General features: G+C 73.3%; 24 protein-coding genes, 3 tRNA genes and 1 pseudogene. 14 read left to right on the forward strand and 14 right to left on the reverse strand.

Annotated elements, in window-relative coordinates; genetic code table 11:
* The coding region (locus tag C3489_RS33410; protein ID WP_103785875.1) for a CaiB/BaiF CoA-transferase family protein at positions 1-964 on the reverse strand (964 nt) is incomplete at its 3' end.
* Between the two features lie 377 nt (positions 965-1,341).
* Between C3489_RS33410 and C3489_RS33415 the strand changes: the two genes are divergently transcribed.
* On the forward strand, positions 1,342-2,520 hold the full coding sequence (locus C3489_RS33415) for a trans-acting enoyl reductase family protein (RefSeq protein WP_103785876.1): 1,179 nt from the start codon (positions 1,342-1,344) through the stop codon (positions 2,518-2,520).
* A gap of 25 nt (positions 2,521-2,545) precedes the next feature.
* Here C3489_RS33415 and mmpA read toward each other — a convergent pair whose 3' ends face one another.
* Positions 2,546-2,692, reverse strand: a complete 147-nt coding sequence (gene mmpA, locus C3489_RS33420; protein ID WP_181139942.1) for a morphogenic membrane protein MmpA — start codon at positions 2,690-2,692, stop codon at positions 2,546-2,548.
* 217 nt (positions 2,693-2,909) lie between these two features.
* Here mmpA and C3489_RS33425 point away from each other — a divergent pair, with 217 nt between their 5' ends.
* A complete protein-coding gene (locus tag C3489_RS33425; protein WP_103785896.1) occupies positions 2,910-3,098 on the forward strand; it encodes a hypothetical protein in 189 nt (62 codons plus the stop codon).
* On the opposite strand, the gene C3489_RS33430 is transcribed toward C3489_RS33425, so the two are convergent.
* Complete coding sequence (locus C3489_RS33430; RefSeq protein WP_103785878.1) at positions 3,059-3,769, reverse strand: endonuclease V; 711 nt, start codon at positions 3,767-3,769, stop codon at positions 3,059-3,061. The genes C3489_RS33425 and C3489_RS33430 overlap by 40 nt on opposite strands.
* Before the next feature lie 51 nt (positions 3,770-3,820).
* Here C3489_RS33430 and C3489_RS33435 point away from each other — a divergent pair, with 51 nt between their 5' ends.
* Positions 3,821-4,117: a YciI family protein gene (locus tag C3489_RS33435; RefSeq protein ID WP_103785879.1), complete on the forward strand. Its 297-nt coding sequence runs from the start codon at positions 3,821-3,823 to the stop codon at positions 4,115-4,117.
* Positions 4,118-4,127: 10 nt separating this feature from the next.
* On the opposite strand, the gene C3489_RS33440 is transcribed toward C3489_RS33435, so the two are convergent.
* Together C3489_RS33440 and C3489_RS33445 are read right to left on the reverse strand one after the other, a co-directional pair.
* On the reverse strand, positions 4,128-4,466 hold the full coding sequence (locus tag C3489_RS33440) for a plasmid stabilization protein (RefSeq protein WP_103785880.1): 339 nt from the start codon (positions 4,464-4,466) through the stop codon (positions 4,128-4,130).
* Positions 4,467-4,540: 74 nt separating this feature from the next.
* Entirely contained in the window at positions 4,541-5,683 is a 1,143-nt protein-coding gene (locus C3489_RS33445) for an oxidoreductase (RefSeq protein WP_103785881.1), read from the reverse strand.
* Positions 5,684-5,943: 260 nt separating this feature from the next.
* Here C3489_RS33445 and C3489_RS33450 point away from each other — a divergent pair, with 260 nt between their 5' ends.
* The 6 genes from C3489_RS33450 (at position 5,944) to C3489_RS33475 (ending at position 14,102) form a co-directional block, all read left to right on the forward strand.
* Entirely contained in the window at positions 5,944-6,360 is a 417-nt protein-coding gene (locus C3489_RS33450; RefSeq protein WP_103785882.1) for an SsgA family sporulation/cell division regulator, read from the forward strand.
* Positions 6,361-6,697: 337 nt separating this feature from the next.
* Complete coding sequence (locus tag C3489_RS33455) at positions 6,698-8,320, forward strand: ABC-F family ATP-binding cassette domain-containing protein (protein ID WP_103785883.1); 1,623 nt, start codon at positions 6,698-6,700, stop codon at positions 8,318-8,320.
* 10 nt (positions 8,321-8,330) lie between these two features.
* Positions 8,331-10,601, forward strand: a complete 2,271-nt coding sequence (locus tag C3489_RS33460) for an excinuclease ABC subunit UvrA (RefSeq protein WP_103785884.1) — start codon at positions 8,331-8,333, stop codon at positions 10,599-10,601.
* 127 nt (positions 10,602-10,728) lie between these two features.
* A complete protein-coding gene (gene ddaH, locus C3489_RS33465; protein ID WP_103785897.1) occupies positions 10,729-11,505 on the forward strand; it encodes a dimethylargininase in 777 nt (258 codons plus the stop codon).
* A gap of 224 nt (positions 11,506-11,729) precedes the next feature.
* The gene (locus C3489_RS33470; protein WP_103785885.1) at positions 11,730-12,704 is read left to right on the forward strand and encodes an acyl-ACP desaturase; all 975 of its coding nucleotides are present in this window, start codon (positions 11,730-11,732) and stop codon (positions 12,702-12,704) included.
* Positions 12,705-13,256: 552 nt separating this feature from the next.
* Positions 13,257-14,102: a hypothetical protein gene (locus tag C3489_RS33475; protein WP_103785886.1), complete on the forward strand. Its 846-nt coding sequence runs from the start codon at positions 13,257-13,259 to the stop codon at positions 14,100-14,102.
* A gap of 16 nt (positions 14,103-14,118) precedes the next feature.
* Here the strand turns inward: C3489_RS33475 and C3489_RS33480 are convergent.
* A tRNA-Trp gene (locus C3489_RS33480) sits at positions 14,119-14,194 on the reverse strand.
* A 97-nt stretch (positions 14,195-14,291) separates the two neighbouring features.
* Between C3489_RS33480 and C3489_RS33485 the strand changes: the two are divergent.
* Positions 14,292-15,693 (forward strand): annotated as a pseudogene (locus C3489_RS33485) (hypothetical protein).
* Positions 15,694-17,526 carry an AAA family ATPase gene (locus tag C3489_RS33490; RefSeq protein ID WP_103785887.1) on the forward strand — a complete coding sequence of 611 codons (1,833 nt, stop codon included), beginning with the start codon at positions 15,694-15,696 and terminating at the stop codon, positions 17,524-17,526. It begins immediately after the preceding pseudogene.
* Here C3489_RS33490 and C3489_RS33495 read toward each other — a convergent pair.
* The 5 genes from C3489_RS33495 to C3489_RS33515 form a co-directional block, all read right to left on the reverse strand.
* On the reverse strand, positions 17,523-18,725 hold the full coding sequence (locus C3489_RS33495) for a ribonuclease inhibitor (protein WP_103785888.1): 1,203 nt from the start codon (positions 18,723-18,725) through the stop codon (positions 17,523-17,525). The genes C3489_RS33490 and C3489_RS33495 overlap by 4 nt on opposite strands.
* Complete coding sequence (locus C3489_RS33500; protein ID WP_103785889.1) at positions 18,719-20,110, reverse strand: SDR family NAD(P)-dependent oxidoreductase; 1,392 nt, start codon at positions 20,108-20,110, stop codon at positions 18,719-18,721. Before C3489_RS33500 ends, C3489_RS33495 begins: the two co-directional genes overlap by 7 nt.
* Positions 20,111-20,138: 28 nt before the next feature.
* Positions 20,139-20,210: transfer RNA gene (locus C3489_RS33505), tRNA-Asp, on the reverse strand.
* 9 nt (positions 20,211-20,219) lie between these two features.
* Positions 20,220-20,290, reverse strand: a tRNA-Cys gene (locus tag C3489_RS33510).
* Positions 20,291-20,388: 98 nt separating this feature from the next.
* Positions 20,389-20,634 carry a WhiB family transcriptional regulator gene (locus tag C3489_RS33515; protein ID WP_181139943.1) on the reverse strand — a complete coding sequence of 82 codons (246 nt, stop codon included), beginning with the start codon at positions 20,632-20,634 and terminating at the stop codon, positions 20,389-20,391.
* Between the two features lie 205 nt (positions 20,635-20,839).
* Between C3489_RS33515 and C3489_RS33520 the strand changes: the two genes are divergently transcribed.
* Positions 20,840-21,625, forward strand: a complete 786-nt coding sequence (locus C3489_RS33520; protein ID WP_103785891.1) for a VOC family protein — start codon at positions 20,840-20,842, stop codon at positions 21,623-21,625.
* Between the two features lie 32 nt (positions 21,626-21,657).
* Here C3489_RS33520 and C3489_RS33525 read toward each other — a convergent pair whose 3' ends face one another.
* Complete coding sequence (locus C3489_RS33525; protein ID WP_103785892.1) at positions 21,658-22,752, reverse strand: LacI family DNA-binding transcriptional regulator; 1,095 nt, start codon at positions 22,750-22,752, stop codon at positions 21,658-21,660.
* Positions 22,753-22,803: 51 nt separating this feature from the next.
* On the reverse strand, positions 22,804-23,844 hold the full coding sequence (ligD, locus tag C3489_RS33530; protein ID WP_103785893.1) for a non-homologous end-joining DNA ligase: 1,041 nt from the start codon (positions 23,842-23,844) through the stop codon (positions 22,804-22,806).
* Between the two features lie 131 nt (positions 23,845-23,975).
* On the opposite strand from ligD, the gene C3489_RS33535 reads away from it, so the two are divergent.
* Positions 23,976-25,040, forward strand: a complete 1,065-nt coding sequence (locus C3489_RS33535) for an ATP-dependent DNA ligase (RefSeq protein WP_103785894.1) — start codon at positions 23,976-23,978, stop codon at positions 25,038-25,040.
* Positions 25,041-25,174: 134 nt separating this feature from the next.
* Here the strand turns inward: C3489_RS33535 and C3489_RS33540 are convergent, their stop codons facing one another.
* Positions 25,175-26,365, reverse strand: a complete 1,191-nt coding sequence (locus C3489_RS33540; RefSeq protein ID WP_103785895.1) for a zinc-dependent alcohol dehydrogenase — start codon at positions 26,363-26,365, stop codon at positions 25,175-25,177.
* Between the two features lie 193 nt (positions 26,366-26,558).
* Between C3489_RS33540 and C3489_RS33545 the strand changes: the two genes are divergently transcribed.
* The coding region (locus C3489_RS33545; protein WP_181139944.1) for a DUF3048 domain-containing protein at positions 26,559-26,903 on the forward strand (345 nt) is incomplete at its 3' end.

Consider the following 26,903-nt stretch of genomic DNA (forward strand, 5'->3'; position numbering starts at 1 on the left):
GGGGGTGGCGCGGGGCCTCGCCGAGCGAGAGCACGGGGGCCACACAGGCGTCGGAGCCCTCGAAGACGGCCGTCCACTCGTCCCGGGTACGGGCCTTGAAGCGGGCGGCGACCGCCTCGCGCAGCTCGCCCCAGCGGGCGACGTCGTGCCGGGCCGGGACCTCGCCGTCGATGCCGAGCAGGTCCACGAAGGTGTCGTAGAACTGCGGCTCCAGCGCGCCGACGGCCATGTACCGTCCGTCGGCGGTCTCGTAGGTGCCGTAGAAGGGGCAACCCCCGTCGAGGAGGTTGGCGCCGCGCCGGTCCTGCCAGCCGCCGGCCGCGAGCATGCCGTGGATCATCGCCGACAGATGGGCGGTGCCGTCGACGATCGCGGCGTCGACGACCTGCCCGGTGCCGCACGCGCGCGCGTGGTGCAGTGCCGCGAGGAGGCCGACGACCAGGTAGAGGGAGCCTCCGGCGTAGTCGCCGAGCAGGTTGACCGGGGGCGGGGGCGGCTGGTCGGGGCTGCCGATCATGCCGAGGGTGCCGGTGACGGCGATGTAGCCGATGTCGTGACCGGCGCGGTGGGCGAGCGGGCCCTCCTGGCCCCAGCCGGTCATACGGCCGTAGACCAGCTTCGGGTTGCGGGCGTGGCACGCGTCGGGGCCGACGCCGAGGCGTTCGGCGACGCCGGGGCGGTAGCCCTCGATCAGGACGTCGGCGCGGGCGGCCAGGGCGAGGACGCGCTCGGCGCCGTCGGCGGACTTCAGGTCGATCACCACGGAGCGCTTGTTGCGGTTGGTGACGTCGTACGCCGGGTCGACGGCGAGGCCCGGGCCGCCGGGGCGGTCGACGCGCACCACGTCGGCACCGAGGTCGGCCAGCAGCATGGCGGCGAACGGGCCGGGGCCGATGCCGGCCAGCTCCACCACGCGCACGCCCGTCAGCGGCCCGTGCCCGGACGTCGTCGGTGCCGTGGTCATCCAGCCCCCTCGCTGTGACACAACCGATGTAACACCAGTGATGCTAAGAACGTGTTCCACCGGGCACAAGACCCGGGCGAGCAAGCGCTTAGCCAATTATGGGCGGGGCAGCCTTCACCCGCCGTCCGACTCGGCCACGAGTCGCCTGGGCGCGGTGGCACGACAGGGCGAGGGCGAATCCCCCGCGCTGCAGGGCTGGGGCGAATTCCCGCACTCGGCGCGACAGGGCGGGGGCGAATCCCCGCACTCTCTCCCATTTCCGCAGAGCGGTTTCGGCCACCGCCATCCGCCACCTCCGGCCTCGTCGTCGGCTCACGCACACCTCACGCTAGCCTCGGCCACCGACAGCGGCGCGGCCGAACGAACCGAGGGGTGTCATGAGCAGGCTGAAAAGGACGGACCGTCCGTACGACATCGTGCTGTTCGGAGCCACCGGCTTCGTCGGGACGCTCACCGCGGAGTACCTGGCCGCGCACGCCCCCGACGACCTGCGCTGGGCCGTGGCGGGACGGGACACGGCGCGTCTGGAGCGACTGCGCGAGCGGCTGCCCGGCGGGGAGCGGATCGGCGTGCTGCGGGCCGACGTGGCCGAGCCCGCCTCGCTGCGGGAACTCGCCGAGCACGCGCGGGTCGTGGCGACGACGGTCGGCCCGTACATCCGCTACGGCGAGCAGCTCGTCGCCGCCTGCGCGGACACCGGCGCCGACTACCTCGACCTCACGGGCGAGCCGGAGTTCGTGGACCTGATGTACGTCCGGCACGACGCACGCGCGCGTGAGACGGGCGCGCGCCTGGTGCACGCGTGCGGATTCGACTCGGTGCCGCACGACCTGGGCGCGCTGTTCACGGTGGGGCAGCTGCCGCCGGACGTCCCGCTGACCGTGGACGGCTTCGTGTCCGTCGACGCGGCCTTCTCCGGCGGGACGCTCGCCTCGGCGCTGGGCCAGTTCGCGCGCGGGCGGCAGATGCTGGCCGCGGCCCGGGACCGGGCGCGGCACGAGCCGCGGCTGGTGGGCCGCCGGGCCACCGCCCCGCTCGGCACGCCGCACTACGCGCCCGAGGTCGGCGCCTGGGCGCTGCCGCTGCCCACCATCGACCCGCAGGTCGTGCAGCGCTCGGCGCGGACCCTGGACCGCTACGGCCCCGACTTCCGCTACCGCCACTTCGCGGCCGTGCGCCGGCTGCCGGTCGCGGCCGGCGGTGTGGCGGCCGTGGGCGCGGTGGCGGCGGCCGCCCAAGTGCCGCCGGTGCGGCGCTGGTTGTCGGACCGGCTGCGGCCGGGCGACGGTCCGAGCGCCGAGAAGCGGGCGCGCAGCTGGTTCCGGGTGCGGTTCGTCGGCGAGGGCGGCGGCCGGCGCGTCTTCACCGAGGTGTCCGGTGGCGACCCCGGCTACGGCGAGACGGCGAAGATCTTCGCGGAGGCGGCCCTGTCGCTGGCCTTCGACGACCTGCCGCCGACGTCCGGGCAGGTCACCACGGCGGTGGCGATGGGCGAGGCGCTGACCGAGCGGCTGCGGGCCGCCGGGATCGTCTTCCGGGTCGCGGCGCGGCGCTGAGGACCGCCCTGCCGCCTGCGGAGCCCTACATCGGCCAGGCCACCAGCGTGTAGACCATCCCGCAGATCCAGGCCAGCCCGGCGAGCACGGCGAGGACGAGCGCGACGTTCACGGCACGCTCGACGGGCCGGGCGGGGTCGGCGAGGGGCTTGGGTGCGCGGTGTGTCGTCATACGGCACAGCCTTCCGGCCGGCGGCCCGCGGCACATCCGTACGGGTACTCAGTGCGGGTACTCAGTGCGGGTACTCAGTGTCGGCACTCGGCACGGACACTCAGTGCGGGCGCTCGGATGGACCGTGCTTTGAGACTTCTGCCGGCCACACGGCGGCCCTGACCTCCGGACCGTCGGCGGAAGTCTCACAGGGGACGTCAATGAAACGATGGACGGCATGAAGTTCCTTCTGGACATCACCCTGGACGAGGCGGCGAGCGCCGAGGACAAGGCCCGTGAACTGGGCCGGATCCTGCGGTACTGGGCCGGCAACCTGCACCACTACCCGCTGCGGGACGGCGACGGGTCGGCGGTCTACGACTCGGACTACAAGGAGGTGGGCGCCTGGCGGGTCGTCGCCTCCTGAAGCGCGCGGCGGCACAGCCCGTCGGCCCGGCGGGTGGTCTCCGGCAGCCGGTAGGCCGGCGTCAGCGCCAGCGTGTGGGCGCAGGCGCCGGCCAGGCTCACCCGGTGGCCCACGGACACGAACACCGGCTTGACGCCGTCCCTGGTGCGCAGCGCCCTGCCGACCTCCTCGTCGCCCGCGAGGAGCGGGGAGGAGGAGCCGCGCGGGGCGTCCGGCTCGTCGTAGGCGAAGGTGAACGGGTTCTTGGCGACGCCGATGGTGGGCAGCCCGGTGAGCACGCCGAGGTGGCTGGCGAGCCCGAAGCGGCGGGGATGGGCGAGGCCGTAGCCGTCGCAGACGACCAGGCCGGGCGGGCAGGGCAGGGCGTCCAGGACGGCCAGCACGGTCGGTATCTCGCGGAAGGCGAGCAGCCCGGGCACGTACGGGAAGGAGACCTGGCCGACGGCGGTGGCCTCGGCGACCACGTCGAGGCTCGCGGCGTCCAGCACGACGGCCGCCGCCGCGACGACGTCGCGTTCGTCGTCGTAGGCCACGTCGACGCCGGTCACGTGCCCGGTGCCGGGGGCGGGGCCGGGCTCGTCGAGCACCACGCGGGCCCGCAGTTCGTCCTGGACGGCCAGGGCCTCTTCCTCGGTCGCGGGCCAGCCCGCGGGAACGCGTACGGTCGTCATGATGACCTTGAGCCTAACGGGGCCCCGGCACCGCGGCGTAGGCTCTCGATCATGTTCGTGATGGAGCTGATCTACACCGCCCCGCTCGACGCCGTCGACGCCGTGCTGAAGGACCATGTCGTCTGGCTGGACGAGCAGTACGCCCAGGGGCACTTCCTGGCCTCCGGACGCAAGGAACCCCGCGACGGCGGGGTGATCATCGCCGTCGCGGGGGATCGCGCGCGGATCGAGGCGATCGCCGCGAGCGACCCCTTCGTCGCCGCGGGCGTCTGCGAGTACCGCATCACCGAGTTCATCGCCACCAAGACGGCGCCGGAGCTGGAGCGCCACCGCGAGACCCTCGGCTAGTCGGTCCCGCTCACTTGCCGAGGGCGCGCTGCAGCTCGCTCTTGTTCATGTTCGAACGGCCGTGGATGTCCCGGCGCTTGGCCTCCTCGTACAGCTGGTCGTAGGTCTGCCCCTGGGAGCCCTGGCTCTGGGAGCCCTTGCCGGACCGCTGGCCGCCCCGCTTGGAGGGCGACGGTCCCTTGGTGGAGCTGCGGCTCGCGGTCTTGGACTCGCCGGAGCGGGCGCGTTCCTTGTTGACGGTCCGTGCGGCCATCTCCTTGGCCCGCCCGGCGCTCGCGCCCCGCTCTTCGGCGCTCTCCTTGATGTGTTCGTACTGGCGTTCCCGCTTGGGGCTGGAACCGCGTGGCATGTTCGTTCACTTCCCTTCCGGATGCGGTCCCCGAGTACCCCCATTGGACCTGAATCCGCCCCCCGTGGCCCGTTTCAGGGCTCCATGCGGGCCACACGGCCCTGCTCGCCCGCGGCCCAACAGGCCAGGTCCGCCGTGCAGTCCACGGTGTCGTAGGAACCGGTGTCGAGGGTGCGCCAGGTGCGCCCGCCGTCCGTGGTCAGGTCGGTGCCCGTGGGACCGACGGCGAGGGCGGCGGTGCGGCTGTGCGGGAGCCAGGCCGCACCGGAGCGGTAGGCCGGCGGCGGCTCGGCGGCCGGCCGCCAGGTGCGGCCGCCGTCGGCGCTCACCGCGGCCGCGAGCGACGAGGGCTGGTCGGGGCGGTAGTCGCCGCCGACGGCGAGGCCGTGGGCGCGGTCGCGGAAGGCGAGCGCGAAGACGCCGCGGGCGGGGTCGCCGGCCGGGATCGGCACCTCGGCGGCCGTCCAGGTCAGGCCGCGGTCGGCGGAGTGCAGCACGCGCGCGTGGGCGCCGCCTCCGGTGGCCAGCCAGACGTCCTTGGGTCCGGCGGTGACCAGGCACTGGCCGCTCGCCGCGAAGCCCGCCTCGCCGTCGAGGGCGGCGGGCATGCCGCGGGCCGGCAGCACCGTCCAGGAGCGGCCGCCGTCGCTCGTCGAGAGGATGCGGAACCGCCCGTCGACCGGGTCGCTCATCGCCAGGCCGTGCCGGTGGTCGAAGAAGGCCAGGCAGTCGTAGAACGCCTTCGGGTCGGTGTTGCGGAAGGACTCCGTCCAGGTGGCCCCGCCGTCCTCGGTGCGGTAGACCCGGGACGCCTCGCCCTCGCCGATGGCGAGCACCACGGCGCGGCGCGTGTCGAACGCCTCGACGTCCCGGAACTGCAGCTCGCCGGCGCCGGGAGGAGAGACGCTGTGCCAGTGGGCACCGCCGTCGGTGGTGCGCAGCACGGTCCCCCGGGTGCCCGCCACCCACGCGGTGTCCCGGTCGACGGCGGCCAGCCCGCGGAAGCGCACGGCGGGCGCACCGGTGTCCTTGAGGGCCCAGTGCGGCGCGGAGTGCCCGAGGCGGGGCGCGGGAGCCGGAGCCGACCGGCTGTCGTGCGCCTGTGCCGGTGGGGCCTCGTGCGCCTGTGCCGGTACGACGTCGTGCGCCTGTGCCGGTGCGGCGGCCAAGGCGGCCGAGGCGGCCAGCAGCGCCCCGCACAGCATCCCCGTCGCCATCGCGCGACGCCTGCGTCTCCCTCGCCCCATGCTCCTCATGGCGGGCGAAGCTAGCCCACCGCCCAGGCGCCGTCCAGACGGCCGCACGCCGCCAAGTTCCGGCCACGACGCGTCAGAAGCCCGGCGCGACCGCCGTGCATGAATGCGGTGACAGAGGTCACTCGACTTGTGTGTGCACGGATCGGCCGGTTCCGACGTCTTGAGAAGTGACCGGCCCCATCCACTCCTCATCCGTCCAGCCGTCACAAGGGAGCAAGGCGTTGTCCAACGTCATCGAGCAGCCCGTTCAGGCGCGTCTCGTCGCCGCCGCGCCCCGGATGCCGAACATCCCCGCCACGCTGCACTACGACCGCCGGGACCCGTTCGCGGTCCGTATGACCTTCCCCGCGCCGGCCACCCTGGAGGGCGTGGAGGTCTGCTGGACCTTCGCCCGGGAGCTGCTCACGGCCGGTCTGGAGAGCCCGCAGGGCCACGGTGACGTCCGGGTGCGGCCGTACGGGTTCGACCGGACGGTCCTGGAGTTCCACGCTCCCGAGGGCACCGCCGTCGTGCACGTCCGCACCGGTGAGATACAGCGCTTCCTGCGGGCCACGAGCGAGCTGGTGCCGGTGGGCCTGGAGCATCTCCAGCTCGACCTGGACCACGGCCTGGCGGAGCTGATGCGGGACGCCTGCTAGGGCGGCACGCACGCGTGGGCGCCGGCCGCCCGTCGATGCGCCGGCTCGTCGGCCGTCGGCTCGTCGTTAATGCGTTGACAGCCCTGAACGCCCTTCCTACGCTGTACAGCGGTCCTGTTGCCGTCGATTGGAGAAGGACGTTGCTCGTCTGAGGTCCTGAGACACCGCGTCACACCCATCAGAGGTGTGCGTAGCGTGCGACCTCGGCATACGAGCCGTCCCCCGGCACGGGGCCTTTCCCGTTGGTGCCTTTGCGGACCCTCACCGGTTGCCGTCCCGCGGTGTCTCGATACGCGTTTGCCCCCGCTTCTTCGTATACGAGCAACCGCGAGGCCCCATGTCAGTGAACCTCACCTGCACCTCCCTTTCCTTCGCCTGGCCCGACGGCACGGTCGTCCTCGACGGCTTCGACGCCGCCTTCGGCCCCGGGCGCACCGGACTCGTCGGCGTCAACGGGTCCGGGAAATCAACCCTGTTGAAGCTGATCGCCGGGGAGCTGGAGCCCGCCGACGGCGTCGTACGGGTGGCCGGCGAGATCGGCTACCTGCCGCAGAACGTCACGCTCGACACCGCGCTGCGCGTCGACGAGGCGCTCGGCATCGCCGCGCAGCGGGCCGCGCTGCACGCCATCGAGGGCGGCGACGCCTCCGAGGAACACTTCGAGACCGTCGGCGACGACTGGGACGTGGAGGAGCGCGCCCTGGCCACGCTCGGCGAACTCGGCCTCGGTGACCTGTCGTTGGACCGCACCGTCGGCGAGGTGTCCGGCGGCGAGTCGGTGCTGCTGCGGCTGGCCGCGCTGCTGCTGCGCCGCCCGGACGTGCTGCTGCTGGACGAGCCCACCAACAACCTCGACCTGTACGCGCGCCGGCGGCTGTACCAGGCGGTGGAGTCCTGGCCGGGCGTGCTGGTCGTGGTCAGTCACGACCGTGAACTGCTGGAGCGGGTCGACCAGATCGCCGACCTGCGCGGCGGGGAGATCACCTGGTACGGCGGGAACTTCTCCGCCTACGAGGAGGCGCTCGCCGTCGAGCAGGAGGCCGCCGAGCGCATGGTGCGCGTGGCGGAGGCCGATCTGCGCAGGCAGAAGCGCGAACTGACCGACGCCCAGGTCAAGCTGGCCCGCCGCAAGCGGTACGGGCAGAAGATGTGGGACCAGAAACGCGAGCCGAAGATCGTCATGGGGGCGCGCAAGCGCGCGGCGCAGGAGTCCGCGGGCAAGCACCGCATCCTGCACGAGGAGAAGCTCGCCGAGGCCAGGGAGCGGCTCGACGAGGCGGCGGAGGCGGTTCGGGACGACGACGAGATCCGCGTCGACCTGCCGCACACGGCCGTCCCGGCCGGGCGCGGCGTGCTCACCCTGCGGGAGCTGGAGCTGGCCCACGGCGCGCGCGTCGAGGGCGGCTTCGACCTGTACGGTCCGGAGCGGATCGCGCTGATCGGGCGCAACGGCGCGGGCAAGACGACGCTGCTGCGCACGATCGCCGGCGAGCTGGCGCCGGTGGCGGGCGAGGCGACGGCGCACGTCCCGCTGCGCTTCCTGCCGCAGCGGCTCGACGTGCTGGACGGCGAGCTGACCGTCGCGCAGAACGTGGCCCGGTTCGCGCCGGGCGCCACCAACAACCGGATCCGGGCCCGGCTCGCCCGCTTCCTGTTCCGGGGCGCCCGCGCCGACCAGAAGGCGGCCACGCTCTCCGGCGGCGAGCGGTTCCGGGCGGCCCTGGCCGCGCTGATGCTCGCCGAGCCCGCCCCGCAGCTGCTGATGCTGGACGAGCCGACGAACAACCTCGACATGGCGAGCGTGAAGCAGCTCACCACGGCGCTGGAGTCGTACGAGGGCGCGCTGATCGTGGCCAGCCACGACCTGCCGTTCCTGGAGTCGATCGGCATCACGCGCTGGCTGCTGCTCGACGGAGAGCTGAAGGAAATCACGCCAGAAGCTGTCGGGTATCCCGCCTAGCGTCGGGCGTATGCGCGAGTTCATCACCCTCACCGGAGCCAGGGAGAACAACCTCAAGGACGTCACCCTCCGCATCCCGAAAGGCCGGCTGACCGTGTTCACCGGCCTCTCGGGCTCGGGGAAGTCGTCCGTCGTCTTCGACACGATCGCCGTCGAGTCGCAGCGCCAGCTGAACGAGACGTACACATGGTTCGTGCGCAACCGGCTGCCGAAGTACGAACGCCCGCACGCGGACGCCATGGAGGACCTCTCCCCCGCCATCGTGGTCGACCAGCGGCCGGTCGGCGGCCACTCCCGCTCCACCGTCGGCACGATGACCGACGTCTACTCGGTGATCCGGGTGCTGTTCTCCCGGTGCGGCACCCCGAGCGCGGGCGAGGCGACGGCGTACTCCTTCAACGACCCGTCGGGCATGTGCCCCGGGTGCGACGGGCTGGGCCGCACGGTACGGCCCGACTGGGACCGCATCCTGGACCCGGCCCGCTCCCTCGCGGGCGGCGCGATCCTCTTCCCGCCGTTCGCCGTGGGCACCTGGCAGGGGCAGACCTACACCAACACCCCGGACCTCGACGTGCACAAGCCGGTCGGCGAGTTCACCGACGCCGAGCGGGAGTTCCTGCTGCGCGGGCGCGGCACGCGCGTGCACGTCGGCAACACCGGAGGATCGCGCGCCATCGACTACGAGGGGCTGGCCGACCGGTTCGAGCGGCTGTACCTCAACCGGGACCTGTCCGCGCTCAGCGCGCGCACCCGCGAGACGGTGGAGCGCTTCCTGACCGAGGACACCTGCCCGCGCTGCGCGGGCGCCCGGCTGAACGAGGCCGCGCTGGCCACCCGGATCCGCGGCCGGTCCATCGCCGACTGCACCCGGATGCAGGTCACCGACCTCATCGCCGTACTGAAGGAGCTGGACGACGATCCCCTCGCCGCGCCCATCGCGCGGGCCGCCGTGACGGCGCTGGAGCGCATCGAGGCCATCGGCCTGGGCTATCTCAGCCTCGACCGGGAGACCTCCACGCTGTCCGGGGGCGAGGGCCAGCGGCTCAAGACCGTGCGGCACCTGGGCTCCAGCCTCACCGGGATGACGTACATCTTCGACGAGCCCAGCGTCGGGCTGCACCCGCGCGACGTCCACCGCCTCGGCGACCTGCTGCTGCGGCTGCGCGACAAGGGCAACACCGTGCTGGTCGTCGAGCACGACCGGGACGTCATCGCGCTGGCCGACCACGTCGTCGACATGGGACCCGGGGCCGGCGCCGACGGCGGGCGGGTCGTCTTCGAGGGGCCGCCGCGGGCCCTGGCCGCCTCCGACACGGCGACCGGGCGCTGTCTGCGCCGCCGTACGGCGCTGAAGCGTCAGGTGCGGCGGGCGAGCGGCGGACTGTGGGTGAAGGGCGCGCGCCGGCACAACCTGCGGGAGGTGACGGTGCGGTTCCCGGCCGGGGTGCTCACCGCGGTCACCGGGGTCGCCGGGTCGGGGAAGTCGACCCTGGTCGCGGAGTTCACCGCCGCCCACCCGGAGGCCGTGGTGGTCGACCAGTCGTCCATCGGGATCTCCGCGCGGTCCACGCCGGCGACCTACCTGGGGATCATGGACACGGTACGGCGGATCTTCGCGCGCGCGACGGGCGGCGAGCCGGGGCTGTTCAGCTTCAACTCCGCGGGCGCCTGCCCGGCGTGCGAGGGCCGCGGGGTGCTGTACACCGACCTCGCGTTCATGGACCCGGTGACGACCACCTGCCACGCCTGCGCGGGACGGCGGTTCCGCGACGAGGTGCTGCGGCTGACGGTGGACGGGCGCTCGATCGCCGACGTGCTGGAGATGACGGCCGAGCAGGCGCTCGGCTTCTTCACCGACGGCGCCCTGCGGCGGCGGCTGCGCGCCCTGCGGGACGTCGGCCTGACCTACCTGGCGCTCGGGCAGCCGCTGTCCACGCTGTCCGGCGGCGAGCGGCAGCGGCTGAAGCTCGCCACCCGGCTGCACCGGACGGGCGCGGTGTACGTGCTGGACGAGCCCACGACCGGGCTGCACCTGGCGGACGTCGACGGCCTGCTGGCGCTGCTGGACCGGCTGGTGGACGGCGGCAACACGGTCGTGGTCGTCGAGCACCACCTGGACGTGGTGGCGCACGCCGACTGGGTGATCGACCTGGGGCCGGACGGGGGCCGGGACGGTGGACGGGTGGTGTTCGAGGGCACGCCGCGGCAGCTGCTCGCCCACCCGGACTCGGCCACGGCGCGGCACCTGCGACACGCGACGGGCGGAGCGGAACGCCGGTGACGGGGTTACGCCCTCGTAACCCCGTCCCACCCTGGGTTTCGCCGAGGTCGCCCCGCCCTGCATCATGGCGGACCGGTGTCGCATCATGGCCCCGCAGAACCACCCCGCCGATACGGAGACCACGCTCGTGCCCAGCAAGAAGGCCCTCGTCCGCCGCCCCAGCCCGCGCCTCGCCGAAGGTCTGGTGACGCACATCGCGCGGGAGCGGGTCGACGTCGGCCTGGCCGTCGAGCAGTGGGAGGCCTACGTCGCCGCCCTGCGCGCGCACGACTGGGAGACGATCGAGGTGGAGCCGGCCGACGACTGCCCGGACTCCGTGTTCGTGGAGGACACGGTGGTCATGTACAAGAACGTCGCGCTGATCACGCGCCCCGGTGCGGAGTCCCGGCGGGCGGAGACCGCCGGGGTCGAGGAGGCCGTGGCGGCGCTGGGCTGCTCGGTGAACTGGATCTGGGCGCCGGGCACCCTGGACGGCGGCGATGTGCTCAAGATCGACGACACGATCTACGTCGGCCGGGGCGGGCGCACCAACGCGGCCGGGGTGCAGCAGCTGCGGGCCGCCTTCGAGCCGCTGGGCGCGCGCGTGGTGGCCGTTCCCGTGACCAAGGTGCTGCATCTGAAGTCGGCGGTGACCGCGCTGCCGGACGGCACGGTGATCGGGCACATCCCGAAGGTGGACCGTCCCGCGCTGTTCCCGCGGTTCCTGTCGGTGCCGGAGGAGTCGGGCGCGCACGTGGTGCTGCTCGGCGGCGCCAAGCTGCTCATGGCGGCGAGCGCGCCGCGCACCGCGGAGCTGCTCACCGACCTCGGTTTCGAGGTGGTCGCGGTGGACATCAGCGAGTTCGAGAAGCTGGAGGGATGTGTGACGTGCCTCTCGGTGCGGCTGCGGGAGCTGTACGCCTGACGGGTGGCCGCCTCACCCTTTTGGGCCCCGGATCTGCGGATTCCGGGGCCGTGGTGTTTTCCCGGCCGGTCTGGCCCACGGGTGCTGATCAGCGATCTTTACGGAGTTCTTAACCTACGGATTCGTAACCTACGGACTCGTAGCCTACGATCCCGTAGGTTCCGGGTTCCGGTGCCGCACCGCCGGGCCCTTCCGCTCCGTTGACGTCCCCCCTGGAGTTTTTCGTGACGATCGCCTCTCCTCACCTCGGCAGTCCCGCCGTCTGGACCGACGCCCGGCTGCTGTACGCACTGGAGGAAGTGGTCGAGCAGGAGCTGAACCGGCACCTGAAGATAGCCAAGGACTGGATGCCGCACGAGTACGTGCCGTGGAGCGACGGCCGTAACTTCCCCGGCTTCTTCGAGGACGGCGAGGCCTGGGACAAGGAGCAGTCCAAGGTCACCGAGATCGGCCGGATCGCCCTCGTGGTGAACCTCCTGACCGAGGACAACCTGCCGAGCTACCACCACGAGATCGCCACGCTGTTCGGCCGGGACGGCGCGTGGGGCACCTGGGTGCACCGCTGGACGGCCGAGGAGGGCCGGCACGGCATCGTGATGCGGGACTACCTGCTCGCCTCGCGCGCGGTCGACCCGGACAAGCTGGAGCAGTTCCGCATGGCGCACATGAGCGAGGGCTTCGAGTCCGACAACCGGCACTCCATGCTGCACTCGGTCGCCTACGTCGCCTTCCAGGAGCTGGCCACCCGCATCTCGCACCGCAACACCGGCCACCAGTCCGGTGACCCGGTGTGCGACCGCATGCTGGCGCGCATCGCGACCGACGAGAACCTGCACATGGTCTTCTACCGCAACCTGCTGAAGGCCGCGTTCGAGATCGCCCCCGACCTGACCATGCAGGCGGTCCGGGACGTCGTCGTCAACTTCCGCATGCCCGGCCACGGCATCCCCGGCTTCGAGCGGGCCGCGGCGCAGATGGCGATCGGCGGCGTGTACAACGTGCGCATCCACCACGACGACGTGCTGCAGCCGGTGCTGCGCTTCCTGAAGATCATGGAGATCGACGGCCTCGGCCCCGAGGGCCGGCAGGCACAGGAGGAGCTGGGCCTGTACATGGGCGGCCTGGACGCCGAGGCCACGAAGTTCGACGAGAAGCTGGCGGCCCGCCGCGCCCGGATGGCGGCGCGAGCGGGGGCCTGAGCGGACGGCAGTCGCCCCTGCCCCGAACGCGCCGCCCAGGCGAACGGCAGCGCCGGAACGGGGGCGACGATGCGTGCCTGGGCCGGGGCGCGGTTGTGGGGTTCGGTCCGGGAAGCCGGGGCTGAGCGCTGACGAGGGGGGCCGGGGCCGGGGCCTCGTTTCCCGGGGTTCGGTCCGGGAAGCCGGGGCTGAGCGCTGACGAAGGGGGCCGGGGCTTCGGTTCCGGGGGTTCGGTCCGGGGAGCGGGGCTGCGAAGGGCGCCGGGGCCGGGGCACCGGAGCCTGGGCTTTGGTGCCGGGGTTCGGCCCGGGCAGCCGGGGCTGAGCACTGACGGAGGGCGCCGGAACCGGGGCTTCGGTTCCGGGGGTTCGGTCAGGGGAGCCGGGGCTGAGCGCTGGCGGTGGGCGCGGTGGCCGTGGACCCCGAGGCGGGCTCGGCGGTCGCAAGGCCGCCAGGCCCGCTCACCGACCCGCCTCGGGATTGCCGAGTCGATGGTGGGCGCCGGCCGGGGTGGGGAATTGGTCGTGCGCAACGGCCCTGGCCTGCGGCATCATGCGCGACATGATGGACAACGGCAGAGCGGCGCGGGCGGTCGGGTTTCTTCTCGGGCTGGCCAACGAGGAGACCGTCGAGCGGGTCCGGGCCCGGATCGACCTGCCCGGCGCCGAGCACCCGGAGGCGATACGCCAGCGGCTGGCCCGGCCCTGGCTGTGGGCCGGGCGGCTGCCGGCCTCCGTGGCGCTGTGGATCCTGGAGGAGGACGATCCGCGCCTGACCTCCATGGTGTGGCGGTACCTCACCGACATCGGCCTGCGCCGGGCCGTCTGCCGGGGTGTCCCGTTCGGCCCCGGCCGCACGGAGCCGAGGCCGGCGCCCGAGTCCCTGGCCGGCCAGGAGCCCGAGGTACCCGACAGCTACGTACGCCACGGCCTCGTCGGCGCCCTGCGCCTCGCCACCGCGATGGGCACGGCGCGCGCGGCCGCGTCGATGGTGCTGACCCGGGACGACTGGCGGACCGTCGCCGAGGCGGACGCCGAACGCGCGCTGCCCGGTTACGCCCGCTGGGCCCTGTCCGTGCGCCCGGACTGCCCGCCCACTCTGCGCGCCCGGTTCGGCAGCCACCCCAAGTTCACCCACCGGCTGCGCCAGGCCGGGGTGTTCGACTCACCAGCCGACTACGCCCTGGCCGAAGGCCCCGCCGTGCACGTCCTCGACCTGCTGTCCCTGGGCCACGCCGCCTTCCCGAACCGCAGCCGTGCCGCCGAGGACGCCCTGCGTCCGCTCGTCCGGGACCATCTGGGCCGACGCGAGGAGGCCTGGGCGGTGCTGGCTCAGCTGGTCGAGACGTTCCACGGCACCACGCCCGAGCTGGTGATGACGGCGGGCGCCATCGCCTGACGCGTACGCAAAAAGGGGCGGGGCGGCTGGATTCGAACCAGCGTGTTCCGGTTTTGGAGACCAGCGCGCCTGCCTCTGCGCTACGGCCCCGCCTTGCGAGGCAGCGTAATGCCTTCGCCCGTTGTCAGTGGTGGCTGGTACCAATGAAGCACGGAGGGGCACGGGGGAAGCACGGCACGGGGGCTTGGCATGGCGTACGGAACGTATGGGGAGCGGGGGCGTGCCCTCGTCGTCGACCTGGCCGACCGCCGGGCGCTGGAGCGGTACCGCCCGGCGGACCCGGACGTGGTCGAGGAGGCGCGGCGGCTGAAGGAGGCCGCGCTGCTGGACTTCGGACTGACGCAGTCGGCGGTGGCGTCGTGGCTGTACGCGAAGTGCCCGCACCAGATCCCGACGACGGCCATCGACACGGCGGCCGTGGTGGCCTGCGGCGACGGCACCTGCCTGCTGCTGTACAACCCGGACTTCTTCGCCGGACTCGGCCTGGACGGCGTGAAGTTCGTCCTGTTCCACGAGGCACGCCATCTGGTGCACCGCCATCTGTTCGCGGACCCGGAGCTGCGCGCGGACCCGGTGTTCACGCTGGCCGCCGAGGTGGCCATCAACCACGTGGCGCTGGCCCGGCTCGGCCGTGACGAACTGCCGCTGTTCGAGGGCCGGCCGACGGGGGTCGATCCCCGGCAGGTCTACGACTCGTACGTCGCCGACCTCACCGAGCACGGCCGGGACCCGGTGCCGTACGAGGAGTTCACCGAGACGGACATGCGGGTGTACGGCGAGCTGAAGCGCATGTGCCGTCCGCCGGTCCCGCAGCCGGTGTGCCCGCATCTGGTGGACGGGCTGCTGCCCGCCGACCAGGTGACCGTCGACGAGGTGACCTCCTCCGCGCTGCTCAACTCCCTGCTGGCGGCCCGGCGCGGGCACCCGGGCGCGGAGCGGGAGCTGCTGGACCTGCCGCACCGAGGACGGCTCGGCGCGGGCGGCGAGGATCTGGGGCACGCTGGGCGCGGGCGCGCTGCGCGGCGAGACCGCGCGCACGGGCACGGTGCACTGGTGGCAGCGCTGGCTGGCCGACGTGCTCGGCTCGAAGCTGCGCGAGGGCGAGCGGCTGGTGTACCCCAAGAAGCGGGGCGCCCTGCTCGCGGCGCTCGGCCAGGACCCGATGCTCGCCCGGCGCGGCCCGGTGCGCGAGAAGGTGCTGGTCATCGCCTACGACACGTCCGGTTCGATGCCGGATCACGTGATCCGGTGGCTGACCGAACTGGTCGGCCGGATCGACGGGGTCGAGGCGCACTGGCTGTCCTTCGACGCGGAGGTGATGCCGTTCAAGCCGGGCGAACGTGTCTACGGCGGTGGCGGCACCAGCTTCCAGGCGGTCGCCGACTACGTGGAGGGCCGGACGGCGGTGGACGGCCGCCGGTGCGAGGTCTCCCCGGACGCGGTCGTCGTGCTCACCGACGGATACGCGCCGCCGATCACCCCCGCCGAGCCGGACCGGTGGATCTGGCTGATCACCGAGGGCGGCAGCGAGTGGCCCGAGACGCACACCCCGCCGATGGCCTGCCATCGCGTCACGACAGGATCGCGCTAGATGACACTGCGGACAGGACAACGGACACCGGCCACGGCGCCCGGCCGCACGCGCCCCGATGAGCCGTCGAGGCTGGAGACGTTCATCGACGCGATGATCGAGCTGGGGCAGACCGGACAGATCTTCGGTGAGCACGGCATCGGCAAGACGGCGACGTTCTTCTCGCATCTCGCCCGCGCCCACCCGGACACGGCGCTGGTGTACGTGCCGGCGGCGAACCTGACGCCGGACGACCTGCTCGTCAACGCGCCCGTGCGTGACCCGCGCACCGGTGAACTGGTGCTGCGCCAGCTGGTGATGAGCCGGCTCAAACCGGGCCGGCCGTTCGTGCTGCTGATCGACGACTCGCTGCAGGCGGGTGACACCATCCAGTCGCAGCTGATGCAGATCGCCTGCAACTGGACGCTGGGCGAGCACGATCTGCGGGCGCTGGGCTGCGTGGGCGTGTTCCTCACCGACAACGAGTCGCTCGCGGAGACCTCGGCGCGGCGCGGGGATCTGGCGCTGCTGGACCGCATGGTGACGATGCGGATCACGGCGAACGACACCTCCTGGCGGCGCCATCTGGCCGCCAAGTACCGGCCGTGGGACCTGCGTCCGGTGTTCTCGCTGTGGGCGTCGCTCTCCCCGGCCCTGCGTGAGCTGCTGTCGCCGCGCACGCTGGACCACATCCTGGCCAACGCCCGCGAGGGGTTCCCGCTGCGCTGGGGTCTGCCGCTGGTGGACGGTGCGCGGCTGCGGCTGGCCGAGCCCCGCCCGGACGGCCGGCCGGGGCCGGACCGCACGGCGGAGATCCTCGACCGCGTCGCCGGGGCGCTCGGGGTGCCCAACCCGGCCCGGATCCCGGACCCGGTGCGGCAGGTGGTGCGGGCCGCGCTGCGCAACCGCTGGACGGTGCTGCTGCAGGGGCCGCCCGGCTGCGGCAAGACGGAGGTGGTGCGCCAGACGCTGCGGGAGGGTCTTGGCCGGGAGCCGCTGTACTTCTCCCTGCCGGTGACCAACGTGGAGGACCTGTGCGCGCCGGTGCCCTCGGCGGACGGCACCCTGGACAACCTGCTGGCCGCGCCGTTCACCGGGCCGGAGCCCAAGGCGATCGTGTGGGACGAGTACAACCGGCCCAAGGACCGGGCCGCGTTCGCCAAGCTGATGGAGATCACCCAGGAGTGGTCGCTGGCCGGGCGGCGGATCGAGCATCTGCGGGCGCAGATAGCCGTGCAGAACCCGCCGTACCACCTGGGCCGCAAGCTGCTGGTGTCGCGCAACAACATCGCCCAGGCGTCCCGCTTCACCGCGTCGCTGGAGGTGGACCCGGAGGACATCCCGGCGAACGAGTGGCTGATCGCCCGGTACGGCGCGGACGCCGAGACGGTGCTGGAGTGGTGGAAGCACGACATCGACGACGAGGGCCGCGCCTGGATCACCAAGCGCACGCTGGAGCGGCTGATCAAGCTGCACCGGCGGGGGCTGCCATTGGAGATGGCGACGGTCTACCTCGGCGACGGCGAGTACGCGCCCGTGCCGCTCACCGGCCTGATCGACCGGCTCGGCGGCCGGCCGGTGACCGGGCTGCGGGAGCTGGCCCGTGACGTGGCGGCGTGGGAGGCCCGGCTGCGCCGCGACGCCGAGCAGTCGGCGGAGGGCGGCAACGACAGCGACGTGGTCCACCAGATCCTCGCCAACGCGGAGCTGTCCCAGCTGAAGAAGCACCGCGCGGCCGTGTCCCGCCTGGTGGCGCTGCTCCCGGCGAAGCTGCGGGCGACGTATCTGGTGGGGGCGTCGCAGAAGCAGCAGCGGTTCTGGACGGAGGTGTTCATGGAGATGCGCAGAGGCTAGACGCCCGGGTCGCCCTCCGGGGGCGGGGCCGTGCGGTGGACGCTGCGCACGGCGGCCACGTCGGCCGGGACCTCCGGGGGCGGCACGTGGGCGCTCAGGGCGTCCAGGCGGCGTTTGATGCTGGCGGCCACGCCCCGGCCGAGGACGAAACGCGTGGCGGTGGCGGCGCGGGGCGCGGCGTCGAGGAGGCGGTGGGCCTCGCGGCTGCGCAGTCCGGTGTGGCTGAGGACGAGCCGGGTCAGACGGTGCTCGGCGGCGGCGAGGGATGCGGCGATCGTCTCGGTGGCGGCCAGGTCCAGCCGGTTGTCCGCCGCGCCGAGCACGGCCGCCGCGCGCACCCGGCCGAGATCCAGCAGGGTGACCCCGGCGGCGGTGGCCGAGGTGACGAGCCGGGCGGCGGCGTCCGGGCCGATGCCGTTGCTGGCGACGGAGAGCCGGGTGAGCCGCCCGTACGGTGCCCGCGCCAGCGCGTCGGCCAGCCGCAGTGCACCCGCGTCCCCCAACCGGGCGGCGGACACGTACAGTTCGTCCAGCGCACCGGCCGCGATCAGCGCGGCGAGCGGTTCGGCGCCGGCCTCGCCGAGCGGGTTGCCGCCGACGAACAGCCGCTCGATGCGGCGCCCGTTGCCGGCGGCGGCGAGCAGCGCGTCGGCGAGCACGGTGGCGCCGGCCGGGTCGAGGCCGGTCTGGACGAGGTCGAGGGTGCGCAAGGTGCGGGCGGCTTCGAGGAGTTCGGCGGCAGCCCGGCCACCGGCGCCGCCCAGCGGGTTGCGTTTGAGCCAGACGCCGGTGACGGCCTGGGGTGAGGCGCGCAGGTTGTCGGCGATCCGGCAGGCGCCGCCCGCGGTGATGCCGTTGCAGCCGAGGTAGAGCGTCTCGACGCCGGTGCTCTTCTCGGCCACGGCCGCCGCGCCGTCGTCGCCGAGGGCGTCCGTGCCGAGCAGCAGGTGCCGTACCGGGGAGGGCCCGTCGGCCAGGGCCTCGGCGACCAGGGCGGCACCGTGCGCGCCGAGCGCCTGCTTGCACAGGTCGAGCCGGCCGTCGGGCAGCGCGGTGCCCGCGGCGAAGTCCAGCCGCTCCCCCGCCGGACGGCCGGCGCGCAGCCAGTCGAGCAGCGGGGCGAGGTCGGCGAGGGGGCGCGGCACGACGTGCGGTACGCCCGCGAAACCGCCGTCTTCCGCGGGGTCTTCGGTCACCATGCCGCCTCCTGGTAGTCCTTGAGGAAGACGCCCGACACCGGGTCGCCGGCCTCGCCGCGCACGATGGGGTCGTAGACGCGGGCCGCGCCGTCGACGATGTCGAGCGGGGTGCGGAAGCCCGCACCGGCCATGCGGGCCTTCTTGGGGGCGGGGTTCTCGTCGGTGATCCAGCCGGTGTCGACGGCGCACATGTGCACGCCCTGGTCGGCGAGTTCGGTGGCGCTGGTGCGGGTGAGCATGTTGAGCGCGGCCTTGGCCATGTTGGTGTGCGGGTGTCCGGCGGTCTTGTTGCGGACGGCGAAGCGGCCCTCGACGGCGGTGACGTTGACGATGTAGCGGCGCGGGTGCGGGGAGGCGAGCAGCAGCGGCAGCAGCCGGTCGCACAGCAGGGCCGGGGCGAGCGCGTTGACGAGCTGGGTCTCCAGCACCTCCGCCGGATCGAGGCCGCCGAGCCGGGCGGACCAGGAGTTCTCCGGTGACGGGTCGGGCAGCAGCCCGGCCTCGTCGGCCTCGCGCAGGGCGGCGGGCAGCGCGGCGGTGGACCCGGTGAGCATGCGCATCGGGGTGAAGCCGGGCGCCGGCCGGGCGCCCTCGGGCAGCGCGTCGTGCTCGGCACCGGCCAGCAGGGCGTACGACTCGGGGGGCCGGCGGACGGTCTGGGCGGCGTTGTTGACGAGGACGTCCAGCGGCCGGCCCTCCCGCCGCAGCTCCTCGCACAGCCCGAGGACCTGCCGGGGGTCGCGCAGGTCGACGGCGAGGACGGTCAGGCGCTCCCGCCAGGTCTCGCTGCCCGGCGCGGTGTGGAAGCGGCGCACGGTGTCGTGCGGGAAGCGGGAGGTGACCAGCACCTCGGCGCCGTCGCGCAGCATCATCAGCGCCAGCTGGAAGCCGATCTTGACGCGGCCGCCGGTGATCAGCGCCCGGCGGCCGGTGAGGTCGGTGCTCAGGGCGCGGCGCCGGGTGTGGTCGGCGGCGCAGTCCGGGCACAGCCGGTGGTAGAAGGAGTCGACCTGTCGATAGGCCGACTTGCAGACATAGCAGTGGCGCGGCTTGCGGAAGACGCCGCCGGTGCCGGGCGCGCTCAGGGGCGCGTCCTCGCGGCGGTCCAGGGCGCCGGTCGCGGTGGCGGCCATGACGGCGGCGTCGGCGGCCGACTTCTCCTCGCCGCGTGCCTTGCGGCGCCGGAGCCGGCCGTCGCGGGCGAAGGAGGCGGCGACCTGCTCGGCCCGCAGCCGCACCGGGTCGTCGACGGGCAGGGCGCGCAGCTTGCCCACCACCTGGTGGAAGGCCGCCAGCTCCGCCTCGGTGACCGTCTCGGCCGCCTCGACGGTGTCGGCCGCCTCGACCGTGCCGGCCGTCCCGGCCCTCTCGGCCGCCTCGCTCATGTTCCCGCCCCGTGTCCGTGCCGCGCCGCGGTCCCGGCCGGATTCGAACCGGCGTATCCGCCCTGACAAGGCGGCGAGTCTGCCTCTGCTCTACGGGACCTGGGACGCGTCCGGACGACCGGATTCGAACCGGCGTGTACGCCGGTGCATGGCGTGCGCCTGCCTCTGCGCTACGTCCGGACGCGCCCGAGGATCTTAGCGGTACGGCCCCCCGCGAGCCGTACCGGTTTTCGATTCCCCTGACGGGGGTGTGACAGGCGGTGAACCGGCCGGGCCGGTCATGGAGCGGTCCGGCGCAGGGCCTGCCGTTCCTTCTCGGACAGGCCGCCCCAGACGCCGAAGCGCTCGTCGTGTTCCAGGGCGTAGTCCAGGCAGGCGGAGCGGATCGGGCACAGGCCGCAGATGAGCTTGGCCTCACGGACGGAGCTGCCCGGCTCGGGGAAGAAGAAGTCGCCTCCGGTCTGCGCGCACAGCGCCTCCTGCTGCCAGGCGAGGTCGGGCATGTCGATGGTGTCTGTGTACATGGCCGAAAGGGTGCCGGGCGGCGGAAAACGTTCGATCAACGCCGGATCAACGCCGTGGGCGAGGGCCTCCGGCCACCCGATGATGCCCCCGCCGCCAGGTCGGGCGCACGGCGGCGCGCGGGCCGGGCGTGCTGCGGCGGCGATTGTCAGTGGGCGGTGCAAGACTCGACCAAGCAGACAACGGGACCTTCGAAGGAGGGCGACGATGCTCACCACCCGTTTCGTCAATGGCGCCCCGAACTGGATCGACGTCGGCACGGCCGACATCGAGGGCGCCACACGCTTCTACGGCGCCCTCTTCGGCTGGCGCTTCCAGTCGGCGGGGCCGGACGCCGGCGGCTACGGCTTCTTCCAGCTGGACGGGAAGACCGTGGCGGGCGGCATGCAGATCCTGCCGGAGCAGGGGCCGCCGGCCTGGACGGTGTACTTCCAGTGCGCGGACGCCGAGGCCACCGTCAAGGCCGCCGAGCAGGCGCACGGCAGCGTGCCGTTCCGGCCCATGGACGTGATGGGCGAGGGCACGATGGCGGTCCTCACCGACCCGGCGGGCGCCCGGTTCGGGCTCTGGCAGCCGGGTCGGACCAAGGGCGTCGACGTGGCCGGTGACAGCAGGTCGCTGACCTGGGTGGAGCTGTACACGCCGGACGAGGCCGCGGCGGCCGCCTTCTACCACTCGGTCCTGGGCCTGGAGACCTCGGCGGTGCCCTTCCCCGGCGGGTCGTACACCTGCGTCAATCCGGCCGAGGGCGGCGAGGACGCCATGTTCGGCGGGATCGTCGCCCTGGCGAACGACCCGTCGGAGACGGAGCCGTACTGGCTGCCGTACTTCGAGGTGCCCGACGTGGACGCGGTCGTCACCACGACGCAGGAGATGGGCGGCACGGTCCGGGTGCCGGCCATGGACATGGAGGGCGTCGGCCGGATGGCCCGGCTGGCCGACCCGTACGGGGCACGGTTCGCGGTGATCAGGAGCGAGCCGCGGCAGGAGTGACGGTGCCGGTGGCGCGGCCGTAGGAGACCTGGCTAGGCGGAGGCGCGGCGCACCAGCGTCGTGGGCAGCACCAGGCCGGACGGCAAGTCCACCGTGCCGCCCTTCGCCTCCGCGTCACCGTCCACCACCGTGTCACCGTCCGTCGCCGCCCCGGACGCCTGCGCGCCGCCGCGGTCCAGGCGGCGCAGCAGCAGGCGGGCCATCAACCGGCCCATCTCCTCGATGTCCTGACGGACGGTCGTCAGCGGTGGGTCGGTCTGCTCGGCGACGGTGACCATGTCGTCGAAGCCGATCACGGCGACGTCGTCGGGTACGCGCCGCCCGTGCTCGCGCAGCACGCGCAGGGCGCCGGCCGCGGTGAGGTCGTTGCCGGCGAAGACGGCGTCCACGTCGGGGCAGCGCCGCAGCAGGGTACGCATGGCGCGCTCCCCGCCGGCCGCGGTGAAGTCGCCCTCGGCGACCAGGCGCGGGTCGGGCTCGGCGAGGGCGTCGCGGTAGCCCTCCAGCCGGTCCGCCGCCGACGTCTGGTCGAGCGGGCCGGTGATGTGGGCGATGCGGTCGCGGCCGAGGGCGATCAGGTGGCGTACGGCCTCGCGGGCACCGCCCCGGTTGTCGCTGTCGACGTAGCAGGCGCTGCGGTCGCCGTCCCGCCAGCCCGGACGGCCGCCGAAGACCGTCGGCACACCGGCGTCGTGGATCAGCCCGGGCAGCGGGTCGTCGAGGTGCAGGGAGAAGACGAGCGCGCCGTCGACGTGGCCGCCGGCCAGGTACCGGGCGACGCGGGCGTGGTCGTCGCGGCCCTCGGTGAGCAGCAGCACGAGCTGATTGTCGTGGGCCGTCAGCTCCCGGCTGATGCCGCGCAGCTGGAGGGCGAAGAAGGGGTCGGTGAAGACCCGGGTCTCGGGTTCGGCGATGACGACGGCGACGGCGTCGTGCCGCCGGGTGACCAGGCTGCGGGCGGCCTGGTTGGGGACGTAGCCGAGTTCGTCGACGGCGCGGCGGACCCGCTCCACGAGGTGCGGCCGCACCCCGTCCCCGCCGTTGACGACCCGGGACACCGTCGCCCGGGACACACCGGCCCGCGCGGCCACGGCCTCCAGCGTGGGACGCGGGGCTGTCTGGGTCACGTGGGGCTCCTCGGCGGCGGGTGCGGCCCAGGATATCCCCGGCCCGCGCGGCTAGGACGGCTTCTCGGACTCGTCCGCGGGCTTGGGCCGGCGGGCGCGGCTCGGTTGCACCCGCTTCGGCTCCCCGGGCATCTTCGGGTACTCGGGCGGGTAGGGCAGGTCGCCGAGACCGTGGTCGCGTTCGTCCTTGGCGGCCAGGTCGAGCAGGGCTTCCAGGGAGAAGCGGTGGTCGTCCATGCCGGCGTGGACGTCGCCGAGTTCGGCGAACCGGGCCGGCATCGTCACGATGTCGAAGTCGCGCGGGTGGGCGACGCCGACCTCCTCCCAGGTCAGGGGCGCGGAGACGGGGGCGTGCGGGCGGGGCCGTACGGAGTAGGCGGAGGCGATGGTGCGGTCGCGGGCGGTCTGGTTGTAGTCGATGAAGATCCGCTCGCCGCGTTCCTCCTTCCACCACTTGATGGTCACCTGCTCCGGCATCCGGCGCTCCATCTCCCGGCCGACGGCGATCGCGGCGCGGCGCACCTGGGTGAAGGTCCAGCGCGGTTCGATGGGCACGAAGACGTGCAGGCCACGGCCGCCGGAGGTCTTGGGGAAGCCGCGCAGCCCGCCGAACTCGTCCAGCACGGCGCGCAGTTCGCCGGCGGCTCGCGCGGCGTCGTCGTAGTCGGTGCCGGGCTGCGGGTCGAGGTCGATGCGCAGTTCGTCGGGGCGGTCGACGTCGTCGCGGCGCACCGGCCAGGGGTGGAAGGTGAGGGTGCCGTACTGCGCGGCCCACAGGACGGCGGCCTCCTCGGTGGGGCACATCTCGTCGGCGCTGCGGCCGCTGGGGAAGGTGATGTGGGCGGTGGGGATCCAGTCGGGCATGCTCTTGGGGGCGCGCTTCTGGTAGAACCACTCGCCGGTGACGCCGTCCGGGTAGCGCTCCAGCGTGGTGGGGCGGTCGCGCAGGGCGCGCAGGATGCCGGGGCCGACGGCCTGGTAGTAGCGGGCGAGGTCCAGCTTGGTGTAGCCGCGCTCCGGGAAGAAGACCTTGTCGGGGTTGGACAGCCGTACGGTTCTGCCGCCCGCTTCGAGTTCCACCGCGTCACCCATGCGGCCACGGTAGGCACAGGCCGCAAACATCGCATACCGGACGCGGCGCGCAGGGACGGCTCTCCGCACCGCCACACATATCGAGCGATACGCACCAGGCAGGCATCGCGGGCAAATCGTACAGTCGGTGCATGGACCTGCCCGTCATGCCGCCCGTGAAGCCGATGCTCGCCAAGTCCGTCGCGAAGATCCCGCCCGGCATGCAGTACGAGGCCAAGTGGGACGGGTTCCGGGCGATCGTGTTCCGCGACGGCGACGAGGTCGAGCTGGGCAGCCGCACCGGCAAGCCGCTCACCAGGTACTTCCCCGAGCTGGTGGCGGCGCTGAAGGAGCGGGTGCCCGAGCGCTGTGTGCTGGACGGGGAGATCGTGATCGCGCTGGAGGGGCGGCTGGACTTCGACGCGCTCACCGAGCGCATCCACCCCGCCGACTCCCGGGTACGGATGCTGGCGGAGCGGACCCCGGCCTCCTTCGTGGCCTTCGACGTGCTGGCCCTGGACGACGAGTCGCTGACCGACGTACCGCTGACCGACCGCCGGGAACTGCTGGCCAGAGCGCTCGCCGAGGCGACTCCCCCGGTCCATGTGGCGCCGGCGACCACGGACGTCGAGGTGGCCGAGCGGTGGTTCGAGGAGTTCGAGGGCGCCGGACTGGACGGGGTGATCGCCAAGCCGCTCACCCTGCGCTACCTCCAGGACGAGCGCGCCATGTTCAAGATCAAGCACGAGCGCACGGCCGACGTCGTCGTCGCCGGCTACCGCTTCCACAAGTCCGGCCCCGTCGTGGGATCGCTGCTGCTCGGGCTCTACGACGACAAGGGCGCCCTGCAGCACGTGGGCGTGTCGGCGGCGTTCGCGATGAAGAAGCGGGCTGAGCTGGTGGAGGAGCTGGAGCCGCTGCGCATGGACGACGTCTCGGGGCATCCGTGGGCGGCCTGGTCACAGGAGGCCGCCCACGAGACGGCGCGGCTGCCGGGGGCGCCGAGCCGGTGGTCCGGCAAGAAGGACCTGTCGTGGGTGCCGCTGCGGCCCGAGCGGGTGGCGGAGGTGGCGTACGACCACATGGAGCACGGGGCGCGCTTCCGGCACACGGCCCGCTTCCGCCGCTGGCGCCCGGACCGGTCACCGGAGAGCTGCACCTACGCACAGTTGCAGGAGCCGGTGCGCTACGACCTGGCGGAGGTGCTGGGCGGCTGACCGGCCCCGTCAGGCTGGCTGTCTTCTCGCTGGGCGGCTGACCGGCCCCGTCAGGCTGGCTGGCTTCTCGCTGGGCGGCTGACCGGCCCCGCCAGGCTTCCCGCCGGGCCGCCGACCGTCCCGCGGAGCCGGCCTCACGGCTTCATCAGGATCTTCACCGCGCCGTCCTGCTTCTTCTGGAACATCTCGTAGGCGTGCGGCGCCTCGTCCAGCGGCAGCCGGTGGGTGGCGAAGTCGTCGACGCCGAGCGGGTCGTCGTCGGTGAGGTAGGGCAGGATCTCGTCGGCCCACCGGCGCACGTTGGCCTGGCCCATGCGCATCTGGATCTGCTTGTCGAACAGGGTGAGCATCGGCATCGGGTCGGCCATGCCGCCGTAGACGCCGACCAGGGAGAGCGTGCCGCCGCGCCGGACCAGTTCGATGGCCGTGTGCAGGGCGGCGAGCCGGTCGACGCTGAAGCGCTCCATGAGCGGGCTGACCAGCTTGCGCGGCATCCAGGAGGTGGCCTGCTGGGCCATCTTGGCGACCGCGCTGCCGTGCGCCTCGGTGCCCACCGCGTCGATCACGGCGTCGGGCCCGCGTCCGTCGGTCTGGTCGCGGATGGCCGCGACCAGCTCCTTCTCGTTGTCGAAGCTGCTCAGGTCGAACGTCTCCACGCCCCGTTCCCTGGCCCGGCGCAGCCGGTCCGGGACGAGGTCCACCCCGAACACCCGCCCGGCGCCGCGCACCTGGGCGACCCGGCAGGCCATGTCCCCGATCGGGCCGAGTCCGAGCACGGCGACGCTGCCGCCCTGCGGGACGTCCGCGTAGGCGACGGCCTGCCACGCGGTCGGCAGCACGTCGGAGAGGTAGACGAAGCGGTCGTCGGGCGGTCCCTCGGGGATCTTGATGGGCCCGTACTGGGCCTGCGGCACGCGCAGATACTCGGCCTGGGCGCCGGGCACCGAGCCGTACAGGCGCGTGTAGCCGAACAGGGCGGCGCCCATGCCCTCGCCGGAGACCTGGGTGGTCTCGCACTGGGTGGGCAGCCCGTTCAGGCACATCCAGCAGTCGCCGCAGGCGATCTGGAACGGCACCACGACCCGGTCGCCGGCCGCCAGGTCCATCACCCCGGCGCCGACCTCCTCGACGATGCCGATCGGCTCGTGCCCGAGGATGTCGCCGGGCGTCATGAACGCGGTGAGCACCTCGTACAGGTGCAGGTCGGAGCCGCACAGCCCGGACGAGGTGACGCGGATGACGGCGTCCGTGGGTTCCTCGATCTTCGGGTCGGGCACCGTCTCCACCCGTACGTCCCGCTTGCCCTGCCACGTCACTGCCTTCATCGCGCCGGCTCCCTCCGCCGTGGGTACGCGTCCGGAACTGCGCCCGGGTACCCGAACGGCCTCCCCCGAACCGCAGGGGCCGTTCCGCTGAGCCGATCGGCCCAGTGTGCGCAACCGGGCGGGAGCGAGAGGGTAGACCCACCGCCGAGCTGATAAACGGACAATCATCGACAACACTGGACAGGTGGCAACGGTGGGCACAGCACGAGGTGCGCGCTCGCGGCGCACGGCGACGGCGGCGGCGCTCCTGGCGGTCTCGGTGACGGCCACGCTCGCGGCGGGCTGCACGACAGCGCAGGACCCGCCCTCGGACGGACGCGGCCGGCCGAGCACGAAGCACCCGACGGCCACGGTCCAGGCGACGGTCCCCACGCCCACCCACCCGCCGACGGCAACCCCGGCCGAGCACGGCGTACTCGCCGTGAAGATCGACAACTCCCGGGCGGCCCGGCCGCAGACCGGTCTCGACTCGGCGGACATCGTCTACGTCGAGCAGGTCGAGGGCGGGCTGAGCCGGCTGATGGCGGTGTACGCCTCC

Source organism: Streptomyces sp. Ru71 (assembly GCF_002920535.1).
Taxonomy (GTDB): Bacteria; Actinomycetota; Actinomycetes; order Streptomycetales; family Streptomycetaceae; genus Streptomyces.